We start from the raw sequence: 17179 nt of genomic DNA on the forward strand, positions 1-17179 counted from the left end.
CGTTCGGTGATTCGCAAAAAACGGCCCTTTTACGGGCGGAAAGCATCCATCCTCTTTCCGAACCGGTTGAATCGAGAGTTTACCGCCGAGGTTCCGTTACGTCGTCTCGTAACGGATATTACCTACGTTCGAATGGGGAACTCCTTTGCTTACCTGTCGGCAGTACAAGATTTGTATAACAATGAGATCGTTTCCTGGTCCCTGTCGAAGCGTAATGATCTGGAGCTGGTTCTGGATTCGTTGGAGCGGCTTAAGGAGAAAGGATCTCTAAAGGATGTACTTCTACACTCGGATCAAGGTTTTCAGTATACCTCCCGGACGTATGCCCACCGTTTGAAGAGCTACGGGATGTTAGGAAGCCATTCGCGTCGTGGGAATTGCTTTGACAATGCTTGAATCGAATCGTTCTTCTCCCATCTGAAAACAGAGAAGCTTCACCTCACGCAACCAAAGACTTTTGAGGAAGCCTACCAAGCCGTCGAGGAATACATCACCTTCTACAACCAAGAGCGTTTCCAGAAAAAATTGGGCGACTTTTCCCCTGTTGAGCATCGGGAAAAAGTCGCCGCATAACCGTTCTTTTTTTCATTGTCTACTTGACGGGGTCAAGACCAATGGACCCTTTGATTTTATATCGAACCGATTTAGCCGATCGTCTTGAATTTGCGCATGTTTTCGGTGATAGCCACTTCCGTAGGCAGGCGTTCCATGCTGGAAGCACCAAAGAAGCCGACGATCCCTGTGGTGTTTTTCAGAACATAGTCCGCATCCTCAGGTTCAGCGATCGGGCCTCCGTGACAGAGGACGAGGATCTCCGGGTTCACTTCTTTAGCCGCATCATGCATCGCCTGTACTCGCTCCACCGCCTCATCCAGGGTGAGTGCGGTCTTGGCCCCGATGTTGCCGGAAGTAGTCAAGCCGACATGGGGCACCAACACATCCGCTCCCGCTTCGGCCATTTTCCGCGCCTGCTCTTCATCAAAGACATAAGGTGCGGTCAACAATCCGAGCTGATTCGCTTCCCGGATCATCTCCACCTCCTTATCAAAACCCATCCCAGTCTCCTCCAGGTTAGCCCGGAAGTTTCCATCCATCAGACCCACGGTGGGGAAATTTTGCACGCCGGTGAAGCCCATTTCCTTCAATTGTTTCAGGAAGACGGGCATCAGCCGAAAGGGATCGGTGCCGCAGACGCCAGCCAACACCGGTGTATCCTGGACCACCGGCAATACTTCTGCGGCCATTTCTACCACAATCGCATTGGCATCGCCGTAGGGGAGCAGGCCTGCCAGAGAACCTCGTCCCGCCATGCGGTAACGACCCGAGTTGTAGATGATGATCAGATCGGTTCCGCCGGCTTCAGCACACTTGGCCGACAGACCCGTCCCCGCTCCCGCCCCGACGATCGGGCGCCCTTCCTTCACTTCCCCATGTAGACGTTGCAGAGCATCCTCTTTGCTGATCATTGGTTTCCCTCCTCTGGTTGTTTGCTCATCCATTCCGAATAGAGTTGATGGAGGCGTTGCACCATGGCATCTGCAAAGGCCGGATCATTGACATTCATATCCAGCTCATGCACTTCCACCACATCCCGGTCGATCTCCTCCCGCAAAGCATGAAACAAGGCTTCATCCGCCGCGGGATCATAGAAGGGTTCCCCCTCTTTGGCAATGGAGGAAACCCCCTTCAGAGGAATGTACAGGGCGACAGGCCCCTTTGCTTGGTTAAGCTTGCGAGCGAGGCGCCGGCCCAGCTCCGCACACTCTTCCGGTGTCGTCCGCATCAAAGTGACTGTGGGGTTGTGCTCAACCAGTCGCCGTTCCAAAAAGGCAGGCGGAACGGTATCCTTAGGCCCAAAGTTTACCATGTCCAGCGCTCCTAGGGAGACCACCTGAGGGATGCCTTTCTCACCCGCCACTTCCAAACGTTGCGGACCCGCTGACAGGACGCCACCCACCAGATCATCAGCCAATTCAGTGGTGGTCAGGTCAAACACCCCGGTGATATAGCCGTCTCGGATCAAGGCCTCCATCGACTGGCCTCCCGTCCCTGTGGCATGAAAAACCAGTACCTCGTAGCCCAGTTCCTCCAGGTGCTTGCGTCCGGCCTCCACTGCCGGTGTGGTCACCCCAAACATGGATGCCCCAATCAGAGGTTTCTTCTCGGACAAGGCAGGGGCTTTCCCTGTCACCATCCCGGCAATCCCCTGGGCTGCATTGCTTAAAATCCGGGATGACACCTGGTTGACTCCTGAGATATCGACGACGGAGTACATCATGGTCACATCCACAGCACCGACATAGGGGCGTGTCTCCCCTGAAGCCATCGTGGATACCATCAACTTCGGCACCCCTACAGGAAGCTCCCGCATCGCTCTTGTAACCAAAGCGGTGCCCCCAGAGCCTCCCAATCCCAGTATGCCATCCAACTGTCCCTCTTGGTACATCTTTTTCACAATTGTGGCGGCACCTTCTGCCATCGTGGTGATGGCGGCCCCACGATCACGGGCATCGATCAGTTCCTGTAATTCTTTACCCGCTGCCTGAGCCACCTCTTCTCGCCGGATATCAGGCTGAATTTGCGGTTCACCGATCACGCCCCCGTCGATCAAGAGGGAGTCCACCCTCATTTCTGCAAGCCGCTCCCGGATGAACTGATACTCCATTCCCTTGGTGTCCAAGGTCCCCAACAACACGACCGTTGCATTTCCATTCTTATTCATTCAGTCACCTCGCCTATGGATTTATTGGCTTGTCCAGTCAAATCCACCAGGCAGTCCTCGACCTTTTCCTTTACTCTGCACAGCCAAGCGTCCCCCGGTTACGGATTTATCCCTGTGTTGCCTTTTCTTGTTCCTTTTTCTCTTGATTCGCTTGTTCCTTTAGCTCAAATTTTTTCACCTTACCCAAACTGTTTTTGGGCAGTTCTTCGAGAAAATGGACTTGAGAAAGCTTGTAAGCCGCCAATTCCTTATGCACATGGGCCAGGATCATCTGCTCCGTCAAAACCGCGTCCTTTTCCAACACCACGTAGGCCCAGGGCAACTCACCCCACATGTCATCCTTGACACCGACCACAGCCACTTCCCGAACTCCATCCAGTTTGCGGATCACTCGCTCCACTTCTGCCGGATACACGTTCTCACCTGCGTCAACTAAAATGACATCCTTATACCGATCCACTATGTACAAAAAGCCCTCTTCGTCAAACTTCCCTGCATCTCCGGTATAATACCAACCATCCCGCAGTACTTTCTTCGTTTCTTCCTCATTGTTCCAATATCTTTGAAACACCTGAAAACCGCGACAGACCACTTCCCCGATTTCCCCTGGGAGCAATTCTTTCCCTGTATCCCGGTCGATGATCCGGATTTCCGAGGCCAACGCTTTTCCTATAGAGTTCATTTTATCCAAGCCCATCTCCGAGCTCCAAAATGTGGCCACTCCGGTAAATTCACTGGCTCCATACATATTGATCATAGTAAAACCGAGTGAATCATATTGACGAATCAGTTCGACAGGCACGTCCGATCCCCCAGTAAGAATCGTCCGCAGTGTGCCCAAATCCCGATTGTCCTCCCACAAGGATGGCAACATCAATTTCAACATCATCGGAACGGCCATCAATTGGGTAGCTCTTTCTTGTTCCGCAAAATCCCAAATATGCACCGGATGGAACTTCGGCATCAATACCATTGTAAACCCTAAGGTCGCAGCGGAAGCAATGGAGACGACTCCGCTGACGTGGAACAGGGGCATCGCGGTCACCATACGATCCTTCTCCCGATAGGTCATAGCGGGAAATGTGGACACTCCGGAATTAAACAGACTTTGATGAGAACTGAGAACTCCCTTCGGTTTCCCGGTGGTTCCCGAAGTATAGAGGATCACAATCGGATCTTCTCCTAAAACCTCTACATTCGGTTCCGATACCGGGTTCTGGCGGAAGATCTCTCCATACTGGGGATGAGCGTCCTCACCGAAGCTGGTTTGAATCATAACATTTAAAAAATCGAGTTTTTCCAAACCGGAGACCAATGAAGAAAATTCTCCATCATAAAACAGTACCTTCGGTTGACTGTCCTTGACGATCCATTCCACTTCAGATGCATTCAATCGAGAGTTCAACGGCACCGCGATCGCCCCGATTTTAGCTGCCGCATAAAATACCGTCGGGAAATAGTGATCAGTAGCACATAGCAGAGCCACCCGATCCCCTTTACGAACATTTTGAGCCAGGAGGTAGTGAGCCAATTGGTTGACCCGCTGATTAAATTCCCGATAAGTATACCTTTGATCAGGAGTGACAATAGCTTCTAAGTCTGGAGTGAGGCTGGCGCGATTTTTCAGAATCAATCCCATGGTGACAGTCATTTCTCCACCTCCAAGTATAAATCCCGATGTTGAACCTCAGATAAATCGTAGTGAAATAGTGCTGTCTGGAGCGACGGGTGTCCATAGCCGGGGGGCAGAACTGTACGACTGTCTCCGGTCTCTTCATCCCGAGACCGGAACGATGTCAAGTTGGCGAGACTTATACTCTAAGGTCTCCGCAGGTTACACAGGCTACTCCTTCTCTAGATGCCTATACGACAGAAGGAATAGTCCCTATCGAGTAATTTAGATCACGGAATATCGACTATTCTACTCTATAAATTCTATACTCCAATCCTTTAAATAGCAAGAATCTCCACCATGAGATCCGAGCTCAAAGGCGAACTTTTTTAACTATACCTAGATTTCTTCCGCTTTATCGGCTTCTCTTGGAATGGAGAGGGAGGCGAAATTCCGAGCAGTTTCCAGTGCCATACCAGCCATCCTCCCCCTCTGCCACTTTCCGAAGGGGGAGAGACATCACCTGCGCCGTTGACCGCTACAACCGCCAGATAGTAGATCCTGCGGGGGTCCAAAGCCTCGGGATGGGTATATTGGTTGGTGGTCACCTCCGCTCCGTTGGCCAGATCCGCCTGACCTGGAGCTGTCCCCATGTACACCCGATATTTGTCCACCTCGGAAGCCCGCCAAGTAAAGGTGAAGCGGCCTTTTATCTCCCGGCTGCATACCGGTTTCCCCGGCTGGGAAGGGGGTATCTGCCCAGGAATCGATGGCCGGTAGGAGTCCGAAGGCGCGGTTTCTCCATAGGCGTTATAAGCCACCACCCGGAACTGGGAATCACCCTTTTTCCCTTGGGCACTCCAATGAGTCCTATTTCCGACATCCACGCTTTCGTAACCCTCGCCCTTGGAAATCAGAACTTTATAACCTTTAGCTCCAGGGACCCGGTTCCAAGTTAGATGGATAGCGGATCCGTTATCCACCCTGGTTCCCGTGGGAGGCGCTGGCTTCGGAGAATAGGTCAGTTCCAGACGGGGAGCATATTTCCCATCGCGATCAACGCCAGTGTAAAATTTTCGATAGCTGCCGTCGATTTCTTCATTAGAAGCTTGCATCACCAGACCAGCTGGGTCGTCGGGATGGCCATACCAGTCCTGCACCAGATGAGTGATATCCCAGTCATACCAACCCTCTGCCGCCCCTGCCGGAAAATCCCTGTCGGCATAGGAGTCACCGATTTCAGGTTGTTTGTTCCAATCGATATCAGCCGGATTCCAACCGACGGGATGAATCTGGATCGTCGTATCCACAGCGTGGTTGGGATATTCATAGTATTTGTACGCCTTGAATTTGGCTCTAATCAGCAATCCCCCCTCCAAGTCCGGAAGTTCGGAGCCAAACTGGATATAAGAACGAGTCTTGCCCACTTGAGTGGCATGGCCCGTCCGCAACTCAGGAGAATGGGGATAGTTATAGTCCGGATATTTTTCCTGTACATAGGTGTCCATCTCGGCTTGGATCCGATGTTGCCTGATCCCGACCCCTCGCTCATCGGTGCTTTTCTCAGCCGGAGGGCTCGATTCTGGGTTTGAGGTCGACTCAGATTCGATTTCCGCCCTTGGGGTTGAATCACCACGGCCTTGTCCTTTTTCTAACTCTGTAACGGAATGGTTTGGCGTTTCCGGCTTTTCCCCAGCATCGACGAAGCTGATCAAGGGCCAGGGCATCATGGCCCAGAGAATAATAAAGACCAACGTCCATACTTGGACTCTCCCCCGCTGCTTTCTCTTATTCATCTGTTTTCCTCATTCCTTGATCTCGTTTTACAAAGTAAGATTCGACTCATCATAGAAATGGGTTTTGTCCTTCTCGGGTCAAAAAGTAGAAATCGGATTCCGAAATATTTTGAACCAGAGGAAACCAGGTGGTTCCTCACCTGAAACCTCTATGTTCCACTTAAAAAATAAAACCATAGAATGATATAGTAATACAAATGATTTATCTTATCAATGTTATTATACTCATTTAGTAGTATACATCTTTGATTAGATACTGAAGGAACTCTATTCAAATTCCTTTACCTGGAGACGCTGTCATAGCGGCGGAGCTACGGATCCATCCCTCCAGACCTGCTTCATCCTATTTTTAGCAAGACAGATACAGATTCTAGTGCTTCTCCCCTCTCAAAACGCAAAGAAAAAAGGACGAGAGAAGATCAACTTCTCCTTCGTCCTCTTGGCCCAATTCCTACTTCCCTCCCGACAACAGGATGGTTTCTTCAAACACCTGCTTGTAAAACGTCCTGCAGTGGGTCACAAATCTTCAGAGTCCCCCTATTTCCCAATCTTCAATCTTTGAGATCAGCACACTCTATTTACAATGAGCCTCCCCGCACCAGCGAGCCATTCCTTCCCTCACCGTCTTCATAGGGGTGGGGTCCGACCTGGAGACTACCCAAGCCACATGTCCATCTGGTCAGATCAAAGCGGTATGGACATCCTCCGTTGGGATGGTGTGCAATTTGGGCACCGAGGTGGGTAGATGGCTTATAAAGAGATTGACGAGGCAGTTCCCATTAGAACAGCCTCGTCAAATTTCCGGTATTTCACTATGTCTAATCACTTCTGATCGTTCACTGATGCAAGAAATACTACCGTCACAACGCCAGGGTGTCTGCCGAATTCAATACTGCCGTTAACGTGGTGCTAGCCTCTGGAACAATAAACATTGACTGGAGCAAGTTCTTTCGAATACAGAGTCCTTCACCGTAAACCCTTCGGAGTCAGAGCTTTAAATCCCCTGGTTATTATGTACCTAGGGTGCTCTCTAAGCCGATAGAGGAAGGTTTTCCGCTCTATTTTTCAGGTATTTGAAATAGGCCATAAAGGCGCGGCGGATTTTCCAGGTGTCCAGGCGGGCTTTGAGGCGATTTACACTCCCACCGACACTGATTTCACAATCACAGGTGATCTGGACCTGACCTTCCTCTTCTTCTCGAAGCGTGAAGAACACATCCAGGATGGTGTGTGTAAAGAAAAGGCGAACCCCGAAGAGTTCTGATTTCCGATAAGCTACGACCTCTCCATGCACTTGCTGTTCTTTCCTGCCAGAGCGGAAATGGAGGATAAATGTGGCGCTCTTCCATTCACCTGTTTCCGGAATATATTTGTACGTGATCCGATTCAACCGGGGAACCCACTGCTTCAGCTGTCCTTCCGTCTCCAAATAATCAAACAGATGTTCCGGTGTGGTCTGGGCATAAGTCTCCATCGATAGATGCATACTTTTCCTCCTCCTTGACCCTGTAGGCCGTTTTCTCTGTTTTTTTCCGTACAGACCGACCTTGTCCATACGGTCAATAATCATAACCCCTTTATTCCCTATCGTAAACTAACATATTTTCACAATCCGTAGGATTCCTTGTCCCAGAGGTTATACAGCGTGTTTTCCCACCTTTACAAAAAACCTCTCCAGGATGCAAATCCCAAAAGAGGTTAAATTTCCGAATATAAAAATGGATAAAATCAGTCCTTCGAGCCATCTCCCCCATGTCCGCTCTTATCTGTCCTCCGTGGGTAACCCACTGGGAGAAAATACGAGAGATTGCCAGTGATTGGACCGTCAACCCGGGCCAGGATAGCTGAAGATTTTCCCTCAATCAGGAAGGATCCCCATAACAAATGACCCTGAAAAGGACCCTTTAGTGTCTCTATCTCCACGGGCTCCAGTTCCACACGTTTCTGATAGATCATCGGCTGATCTGCGTACAAGAGATCGGAATCCTGATGCTCCACCCGCCCTTGTGCATCACAAAGACGAACCGCTCCTCCTTCTCGACCGAATATAGGTTTCACCACATAGGGTTCTTTTCCCAAAAACCGGTTCTCCAAATAAGTGGGCAACATATAGGTAGCCACGATCTCCCGTTCTTCCGGGGTTAGAAATCGGTTTTCTTCGTAAAGGTTCCAGAGCAACGCCTGCATCGCCTTGGTCTGAGAAAGCAAAGCCGACGGCGGATTGATCAACAGGAGATTCCCTTGGGCTACCTGATCCAACATATGGGCTCCCGTGGGGTAACCGTCCTCGTCAGTATCTCCAGCCAAGATCTCTAAGGCATGAAGCCGGTACAGAACGTCGACTGGAATCTCTTCACCTTCCCAACGTGCTGTCAACCGATCCGGGGTTACCCTCAGATCCTCCAAAGGAACAAACCGTGCTGGCAAAGCGGATTTTTCCATCAAGTAACGTGTCGTTCCCGCATCTTCCTCATGCCAACCTAGAGCGCTGAAGAAGATCCTATCACATGAAAATCCCCGCTTCCGGTATGAACAGATCGACGTCGAAAAGGCCTGCCGGATCTGTTGATCCATGCCTGCATTGGGGTCCTCCATCCCCCCCAACTCGCAGATCTTCCCATTTACATAAAAGGCCTCTACCACCCCGGTGGGCGTGTCACTGTTAAACTCCAGCATCTTCAATCCTTCCGGAGTGCGGGCAAAGTCAAATCGTCCGATCACCGTCGGATATTTAGGATCGAGGGTGACCCGAACCGCTTGCCAGGTCTCCCGGGGAAGGCCCAGCTCCGCAAACAGGCTCTCCTCCCCACGTCGAGTGACTTCCGCCACTCGGGCAAACACGTGGCCAAGTGCTTCAGTGGCTATAGCCAATTCCGTTCGGAATTCCAGAGGGATAGGATGAAGGTCCGCCAGAGCGTACTCCTCGCCGTAATACCAGTCCCAAGTGAAGATTCCTTCCTGCCGGATCAAATCATACCAACGTTTGCGACGCTCTGGATAGGCACGCATTCCCCTCATCCCCCGCTGGACCCACTGGAACGACCGCCCACCCCACCTTTGGATTTTTTTCCAGAGGAAATGCCGGATGTTCCGTGGACCGAACCACCAGTGGAGCCGCCAGAGGACCAACCTTTTTCTTCTTTACAAGAGGGGTCCTGTTGCCCGTGCTTGTCTGTACAGTCTTTGGATTGATTTGCGCCGCATCCCGCTGTCACCAGTGCCGTCGCCATAAACAGGCTAACCAGTTTGTGAGTACTTCCCTTCCCCAAAAGATTCCCCTGGTTCATCATCTGTCATGGAACCCCCTTATTTCATCAATTCCCCATAAATGACAAATACTTTGTGATTTTGTCTATTCTCCTTGCACGTTTTCTGTCATTCGCTCCCAGGTACTCCAGATCTCCTAAATGACCCCTCCTTTCCCTCGCTCCTTCCAGCTTAGCTCCTTCCTTCTTTTTCGTAAAGGAAGGAATCTCAGGCGTGTTGATTCGCCCTATTTTAGGTAGGAAATCAGGTCGGGATGGTGGGTCGGTGAAAAGCCTTTGCGTTCTTTGCAAGAGATCGTAACCGTCCCACCATTCCCGTCCCCTCAAGCGATATTTTTACGATGGGGGCAACGGGAAGAGCAAAAGGATCCTTTCGTTTCCATCATCCACTTTGTAGTTAATCAATAGCCCTGGAGGAATCTATTTATTTCGAGACAGGAAAACAATTCCCTTCGGCACGTAACGAAAGCAGACCTTCACGCCGATAAAACAAAAAAACTCCGCCGTCCATGGCGAAGTATCCTTTGCATGATCGGTCCACAGAAGGGCTCGTCGGGATCGTGCGAACCCAAATCACCCCATGTGAACTCTTCTTGTAACGGGTGGATCTCCTTGATTAGCCGATCAAATCAGCCAACAGTGCTTTTTGTGCGTGCAGACGGTTTTCCGCTTGGGGAAAGACGACAGATTGGGGGCCTTCGATCACTTCATCGGTCACTTCCAACCCCCGATAGGCGGGAAGGCAATGCATGAACAGAGCATCGGGTTTCGCCAGAGACATCAGTGCCGCATTCACTTGAAAATCAGCAAAATCCTGCTTTCGCTGCTCCTTTTCCTCCTCCTGTCCCATACTGGCCCAAACATCGGTATAGACGACATCAGCTCCAGTGACGGCTTCCTTGGCATCCGAGGTAAAGTAGAGATCCGCCCCGGTTTGGACGGCTACTTTCTGTGCCCGCTGGATGATCGCCGGGTCCGGTTCGTACCCCTGAGGCGTGGCTGCTCGCAAATGAATACCCGTTGACGCAGCAGCTTCCAAAAGGGAATGAAGCATATTATTTCCATCCCCCGTGTAGGCCAGAGTGAGTCCAGCGAGATGGCTTCGATTCTCTTTTAAGGTGAGGAGATCCGCCAACGCTTGGCAGGGATGATGCAGATCGGTCAACCCGTTAATGACGGGAATCGAAGCATGTCGGGCCAACTCTTCCACCGTTTCCTGATTGAAGGTACGGATCAAAACTGCATCCACGTAGCCAGAGAATATCCGAGCGGTATCCGATAGACTTTCCCCCCGTCCCAGCTGCAGATCTCCTCCCTTCAGATGCAGAGGATGCCCCCCCAGCTGCGCCATTCCGCTTTCAAAGGAGAGCCGGGTACGAGTGGAAGGTTTATCAAAGATCATGCCCAACATTTTTCCAGTTAGCGGCTGCCCCGCCTTCCCTTCTTTCCACTCCTGTTTCATCTCCAATGCCTGGTCCAGCAGTCCTTGGATCTCCCCGGGAGTCAAATCCAGGAGGGTGAGAAAATCCCGTCCTTTCAATGCCTCCTCGATTGGAGTTGTCGTTTCCTTCACGCTCATTTCAATGTCGTCTCCTTTTTCTCAGATAGGGGAATCAGACTTGAACTCTTCGGTTCTCCGGATTTCCAGAGACGCATCCACCATTGGAAAGTATCTGAGGAAGTAAAACAGGGAACCTGCCATTCTAGTGCTAACCTCCGCAACTGGAATCCCTCCGGGATCTCCTCGCCGGCAGAGCTGAAGAGCAACGAGGCTCCCCCCTGCCGAAACCAGTCTTCCCATCCCTCCGGAGGAACTCCCTTCACGGGAACCTGCCATTGTTGCCTAAGAGCCTCCGCCATCTGTGAGGTAGAGAAAAGACGGACTCCCTGCCGGTGGAGAAAGGCTCCCCATTCTCCCAGCGTCGGACTGTCAGCAGAGGACAGAAACAGACGGGTTCCCTCGGCCACTGCAGGCAATGGACCGTGAACCGCCAGGGGAAGAACTTTGGCCAGCGCTTCTTCCAACGTGGTCCCCAAGCCGAGTACCTCCCCTGTGGAACGCATCTCCGGCCCCAAGGCAGGATCCACGCCAGGAAGCTTCGGAGCGGAAAAAACCGGTCCCTTCACGGCCCAGCGCGAGGGGGAGGGTTGCAATCCTAGGGGAGCAAAAGAAGCGAGGGATTCCCCTAACTGAACGCGCGTGGCCCACTCCACCAAGGGCAACCCTGTCACTTTGCTAATCACAGGGAGGGTGCGGGAAGCCCGGGGATTCACCTCCAGCACATAGACCGTTTCCCCCTCGATGACAAACTGAATATTGATCAACCCCGAGTGGGACAGGGCACGGGCGATCCGGCCTGTGAAGTCGACGATAGTTTTCTGTTGCTCCTCGCTCAGATCGGGGGCGGCCAGGATGGACAGACTGTCTCCCGAATGAACGCCAGCTCTCTCCACGTGCTGGATCAATGTGGGAATCACCAGTTCCTCTCCATCCGTGACTGCGTCCACCTCTACCTCCATCCCTTCCACAAACCGATCCAGTAAGATCGGGTAAGCCTGCTCTGGCAAGGTCCGGAGGTAGCGCCTCATAGCCGCTTCCAATTGCTCCTGATTCCGCACTACCTGCATTCCCTGGCCGCCGATAACATAAGAGGGGCGAAGCAGAAGAGGATAGCCGAGATGAGCCGCCACTTGAAGTGCCCCCTGAAGGGTATGGGCAGTTTCACCGGGGATGCAGGGAATGTCCAGCTCCCGCAACAAATCATAGAACCGATGGCGGTCCTCCACCTGGTCAATGATGTCAGCAGAGGTACCCAAGATGTTAAGGCCTGCTTCTTCCAATCCGTGAACCAACTGGACTGCCGTCTGTCCTCCATATTGGACCAGGATCCCATCCACCTGTTCTTTTTCTGCCACCCCAAGCACATCCTCCACGGTCAACGGCTCAAAATAGAGTCGGTCGGCGGTGGCATAATCGGTACTGACGGTCTCCGGGTTGTTGTTGATCACCACGGAAGTGACCCCTTGTTTTTTCAAAGATTTTGCTCCATGAACGGAACAGTAGTCAAATTCGATTCCCTGTCCGATTCGGATCGGCCCTGCCCCGAGGACAAGCACCCGCCGACCTGTCTGCGGTGAAGGGACTTCGTCAGCTCCTTGCCAGGAGGAATAAAAATAAGGGCTCTCCGCTTCGAACTCCCCGGCGCAGGTATCCACCCATTTGTAGGAGGGAGAACGTCCTAACCCCTGCAGACGCTCCCGGACTTTCTTTTCGCTGACACCCAGCCAATCCGCCAAGGCGGCATCGGCCACTCCTTTCTCTTTGGCCTGTACCAGTTGGTCATCTGACAGACGCTCCCAAGACAGGGAGGCCAGCTCCTTCTCCCGGGAGACCATCCCTTGAATCCGGTGGAGGAACCAAGGGTGGATCGCCGTGAGACGATGCACCTCCTCCAGCTCCCAGCCCCGTCGGAAGGCCTCCCCCAACACAAACAACCGCCGATCATCAGGGTGGATCAACCCCACCTTCAACTCTTCCTCCGACCATTCTCTGAATTCCGGATGCAACAGCGTATAGCTCCCCCTATCGAGGGAACGAATGCCCTTGTACAGGGCGGTCTCCAGATTGCGGCCGAGAGCCATTACTTCCCCTGTAGCCTTCATCCCTGTGCCGAGAGTGCGGTTCCCCTCCGGAAACTTATCGAATGTCCAGCGCGGCAACTTGACGACGATATAATCCAACGCCGGTTCAAAGCTGGCATAGGTGTGTCCTGTGACGGGATTGAGACATTCATCCAACCGGTACCCGATGGAAACCTTGGCGGCCAATCGAGCGATGGGATACCCAGTGGCTTTGGAGGCGAGGGCGCTGGAGCGGCTGACCCGGGGGTTCACCTCGATGATTCGGTAATCCCCGGTATCCGGATGAACCGCAAACTGGATGTTACACCCTCCGATCACCTGCAACTTCCGGATCACTTTGCAGGCAACCCCATGGAGAAGCTGACATTGTCCGTGGGTCAAGGTCTGGGTGGGGGCGATAACGATACTGTCCCCGGTATGAACGCCGACAGGGTCCATATTCTCCATATTGCAGATAGCAAGACAGGTGTCCCCACGGTCCCGCATCATCTCGTACTCGATTTCCTTCCAGCCGAGAATGCTTTCCTCAACCAAAATCTGCCCGATAGGACTGGCAGCCAGGCCTTGCCGGGCCACTTGGGCCAACTCCGCCTCATTCCGGGCCGTGCCGCCTCCAAATCCACCAAGAGTGTAGGCGGGACGAATGATCACAGGATAGCCGATAGACCCTGCAAATTGGAGAGCCTCCTCCGTGGTGGCGACCGTTCTCCCTTCCGGTACCGGCTCCCCAATCTCTTCCATCTTCTCTTTGAATGCTTGGCGGTCTTCCCCCTGTCGGATCGCCTCCACAGGAGTGCCCAACAATTTCACCCCAAATCGCTCCAAGATTCCCTCCGTCTGCAGATGGACAGCCAGATTAAGCCCGGTCTGCCCTCCTACAGTGGCCAATAATCCCTGGGGCTGTTCCCGCTCGATGATCTGAGCCAATCGCTCCACAGTCAATGGCTCTGTATAGACCACATCCGCTGTCTCTGGATCGGTCATGATCGTAGCCGGGTTGTTGTTGGCCAAGATCACTCGGATGCCCTCTTCCTTCAGAGCCAAGCAAGCCTGTGTTCCGGAATAGTCAAATTCCGCCGCCTGACCAATCTCAATCGGTCCGGAACCGATCACCAATACGCGTTTTACTGCCGGTTCAACCATAGACCTTCACCCTCTTTATCGCCTTCATCTGATGTAAAAACCGGGAAAACACTTTTTCCGCCGCAGGGTTTCCCAGATGGAACTGGATAGAGCTGAAGGGCTGGTGACGGTGGGCTAAGCCTTCCACGGACCCGTCCTGCACATGGCGATGGGTCACTTGCCAATGGGCCGGATTCAAAGAGGAGGCGGTCACGGTATATCCATGATTTTGGGAGGTGATCCACACCCGTCCCGTCTCTGTTTCCTTCACCGGATGATGGTTTCCCCGATGTCCGCAAGGGAGCTGTTCCGTATCCGCTCCGCCAACCAAAGCCAGCACCTGGTGGCCCAGTTCCACTCCCAGTGTCGGTATTTGGCGCAAGAGAGGCCGCCAACCTTCCAAATAGGAAAGCAGTGCCTTGGGATCCCCAGGCCCGCCGGAGAAAATAAGACCCTGGGGAGCCAACTTTTCGATTTCTCTGGGAGGAGTGGAAAAGGGCACAACCGTCACTCCACATCCCTGTCGACGGAGGTAAGCCAAAGTGGAGATATGCCCTCCGAAATCGATCATTACAAGATGGGGAGCCTCCGGAGACTGGGGCGGCAGTTGAATTCGTTGAGAGATCGAGGCTTCTTTCACCCACTGCAAAGAACGGGGGTCTGGCCATGTTTCCACATGAGGAGTCGGGGTGGAAGCGATCACTCCCCGGATGGGCCCCTTCTTCCTCAGCTTGCGTACCACGCTCCGGGTATCGACACCGGAGATCCCCGGGATGCCATGCTCATCCAGCCAAGCTCCCACCTCTCCTTCTGCAGCCAACTCACTCACCACCACCCCGCCGCACCGAGGCGGGGGCATCCTCTCTCCTTCCCAAACCGGATCGCAGTTTCCGATTAAGGGATAGGTAAAAGTGACGATCTGACCGGCGTGGGCAGGATCCATCATCACCTCCGGATCACCGGTCATTCCCGTGGTGAAAACCACTTCTCCAGCTATCTCCCACGGGGTCCCGATCCAAGTGCCCGGAAACACTTCCCCATCTTCAAATACGAGATACGCTTTCATCTCTGCCCACCTCCTCCAACTGCAACAGCGCCTCCTCGATCTGGGCGACCGCCCACTCCAATTCCGCCACTTCCGTCACCAGGGGCGGCAACAGGCGCAAGACACAGGGGCCCGCCAGCGAGGCCAACAGTCCTCGGTCCCGCAAGTGAGAGAGGAGCGGGGCCACCGACCGATCCAACTCCACTCCCCACATCCATCCCCGGCCGCGAACTTCCCGCACGAAAGGCGACTGGGCCACCCGTTCATGGAGCAAAGCAGTCAGCTGCCGGGCCGTCTCCTGCACCTGGACAGGTAGATCCGTTTCCGTCCATTCCCGCAGGACCGCCTGGGCAGCAGCCATCGCCACTGGATTGCCACCGAAGGTGCTACCATGGCTCCCCGGCCCAAAATGGGTCTCCAGACCGGTTCGGCCCAACATCGCCCCGACGGGAATCCCGTTTCCCAATCCCTTGGCCAAGGTGAGAACATCGGGTTGAATCCCTGCCTCTTGGAAAGCGAACAGGCTCCCGGTCCGGCCCATCCCGGTTTGAATCTCATCTACCATCAGCAGAATCTCCCGTTCCCGGCAAAGCTCCTCCAATCTCCGTAGAAAAGAGGGGTCCGCAGGGTGGACACCCCCTTCCCCTTGGATCGGTTCTAGCAGGACGGCGGCAGTGGTCTCCGTCAGGCCGGCCTCCAAGGCGAAAACATCGTTGTAGGGCAGTTGACGAAACCCCTCCGGTAAGGGAGCGAAGCCTTCTTTCACCTTTGTCTGACCGGTGGCCGTCAAGGTTGCCAAGGTCCGGCCGTGGAAGGAGGAATGGAAGGTGACTATTTCCGGTTGGGCCAGCCCTTTTCCTTCCCTGCCGTAGCGACGGGCCAGCTTGATCGCCGCCTCGTTGGCCTCGGCTCCGCTGTTGCAGAAAAAGGCCAAAGAAAGACCGCTCACCCGAGCTAGCTCTTCGGATACCTCCTCCTGGAGAGGAATCTGAAACAAGTTGGAGACATGCCACAGTCGATCCAGCTGTTCCTGGACGGCCTCTTTCACTTTGGGGTGGGCATGCCCCAGATTGCAGACACCCAACCCGGAAGTGAAATCGAGATACTTTTTCCCCGCCTCATCCCACAGCCAGGCTCCTTGACCCTCGACGGGACGGAGGTCATTTCGTTGATAGGTGGGGAACAACGTCATCTGAGGTCGCCTCCTTTACAATTCGGGTCCCCGTCTCACTTCCCAGACACCCTGGAATGCTGCCATCTGTGATGAGCACCCCGCGGCGGGTCGCCTCCAAACCGGCGAGAGCCGCCCTCACCTTAGGGATCATGCCACCTGCGATCTCGCCGCTTTGGATCATCTTTTGGACCTGCTCCGGGGTTACCTGGGAGAGAAATTTCTTGATTTCCCCCTCCCGTTTCCAAATCCCCGGAACATCCGTCACCAGGATCAGTCGCTCCGCCGCCAACTCCTGGGCGATGGCACCGGCAGCGGTGTCGGCATTCACGTTGTACCGGTTGCCGGAGTTATCCAGCCCGAGGGAGGCCACCACCGGAATCCAGCCCGACTCCCACAAGCTGTATAAGAGACGAGGGTGGACAGCAGTCACCTCTCCCACCCATCCCAACGCCGGGTCCTTTGGCTTCACTTGTAGCAGCCCTCCGTCCGCTCCGGAGATCCCGACAACGGAGATCTGAGAAGCCCAGAAACGGGCGGTGAGGGATTTGTTGATCCTGCCGGCCAGGACCATTTCCACTACTTTCAGCCCTTCATCATCTGTCATGCGCAAACCGTCGACGAAACGGGCAGACAAGCCCAATCGTTTCTGGATGCGGCTGATCTCCGGCCCACCTCCGTGAATCACCACCGGATGATATCCCTGCTCCATCAACTGCCCGCATTCCTGAAAAAACGAGGAATGTAATCTTTCCAGCACACTCCCCCCGATTTTGATCACCAGCGGCCGAAAATCCATCCTG

At 53.6% G+C, this 17179-nt stretch carries 12 protein-coding genes and 1 pseudogene; 1 reads left to right on the forward strand and 12 read right to left on the reverse strand.

Annotated elements, in window-relative coordinates; translation table 11 throughout:
• Positions 1-573 (forward strand): annotated as a pseudogene (locus JOD24_RS05815) (IS3 family transposase); the annotation flags it as partial.
• 71 nt (positions 574-644) lie between these two features.
• Here the strand turns inward: JOD24_RS05815 and JOD24_RS05820 are convergent.
• The 12 genes from JOD24_RS05820 to argB all read right to left on the reverse strand — a co-directional run bounded on the left by JOD24_RS05820 (position 645) and on the right by argB (position 17175).
• The gene (locus JOD24_RS05820) at positions 645-1466 is read right to left on the reverse strand and encodes a phosphoenolpyruvate hydrolase family protein (protein WP_429246497.1); all 822 of its coding nucleotides are present in this window, start codon (positions 1464-1466) and stop codon (positions 645-647) included.
• On the reverse strand, positions 1463-2722 hold the full coding sequence (locus JOD24_RS05825) for a Tm-1-like ATP-binding domain-containing protein (RefSeq protein ID WP_429246498.1): 1260 nt from the start codon (positions 2720-2722) through the stop codon (positions 1463-1465). Before JOD24_RS05825 ends, JOD24_RS05820 begins: the two co-directional genes overlap by 4 nt.
• A gap of 106 nt (positions 2723-2828) precedes the next feature.
• Positions 2829-4373, reverse strand: coding sequence for a class I adenylate-forming enzyme family protein (locus JOD24_RS05830; protein ID WP_429246499.1), 1545 nt, complete (start codon positions 4371-4373; stop codon positions 2829-2831).
• Between the two features lie 350 nt (positions 4374-4723).
• Positions 4724-6130, reverse strand: a complete 1407-nt coding sequence (locus JOD24_RS05835) for a DNRLRE domain-containing protein (RefSeq protein WP_429246500.1) — start codon at positions 6128-6130, stop codon at positions 4724-4726.
• A gap of 1030 nt (positions 6131-7160) precedes the next feature.
• Positions 7161-7616 carry an SRPBCC family protein gene (locus tag JOD24_RS05840; protein ID WP_429246501.1) on the reverse strand — a complete coding sequence of 152 codons (456 nt, stop codon included), beginning with the start codon at positions 7614-7616 and terminating at the stop codon, positions 7161-7163.
• Between the two features lie 242 nt (positions 7617-7858).
• The gene (locus JOD24_RS05845) at positions 7859-9139 is read right to left on the reverse strand and encodes a glutathionylspermidine synthase family protein (RefSeq protein WP_429246502.1); all 1281 of its coding nucleotides are present in this window, start codon (positions 9137-9139) and stop codon (positions 7859-7861) included.
• Between the two features lie 5 nt (positions 9140-9144).
• Complete coding sequence (locus JOD24_RS05850; protein ID WP_429246503.1) at positions 9145-9420, reverse strand: hypothetical protein; 276 nt, start codon at positions 9418-9420, stop codon at positions 9145-9147.
• A gap of 592 nt (positions 9421-10012) precedes the next feature.
• Positions 10013-10975, reverse strand: coding sequence for an ornithine carbamoyltransferase (gene argF, locus JOD24_RS05855; RefSeq protein WP_429246504.1), 963 nt, complete (start codon positions 10973-10975; stop codon positions 10013-10015).
• A complete protein-coding gene (gene carB, locus JOD24_RS05860; protein WP_429246505.1) occupies positions 10972-14181 on the reverse strand; it encodes a carbamoyl-phosphate synthase (glutamine-hydrolyzing) large subunit in 3210 nt (1069 codons plus the stop codon). The genes argF and carB overlap by 4 nt, the downstream gene beginning before the upstream one ends.
• A complete protein-coding gene (locus JOD24_RS05865; protein ID WP_429246506.1) occupies positions 14174-15226 on the reverse strand; it encodes a carbamoyl phosphate synthase small subunit in 1053 nt (350 codons plus the stop codon). Before JOD24_RS05865 ends, carB begins: the two co-directional genes overlap by 8 nt.
• On the reverse strand, positions 15204-16397 hold the full coding sequence (gene argD, locus JOD24_RS05870) for an acetylornithine transaminase (protein ID WP_429246507.1): 1194 nt from the start codon (positions 16395-16397) through the stop codon (positions 15204-15206). Before argD ends, JOD24_RS05865 begins: the two co-directional genes overlap by 23 nt.
• Entirely contained in the window at positions 16366-17175 is an 810-nt protein-coding gene (argB, locus tag JOD24_RS05875; RefSeq protein WP_429246508.1) for an acetylglutamate kinase, read from the reverse strand. Before argB ends, argD begins: the two co-directional genes overlap by 32 nt.
• Positions 17176-17179 lie beyond the last annotated feature (4 nt).

The organism is Kroppenstedtia sanguinis, assembly GCF_050433445.1.
Classification (GTDB): Bacteria; Bacillota; Bacilli; order Thermoactinomycetales; family DSM-45169; genus Kroppenstedtia; species Kroppenstedtia sanguinis.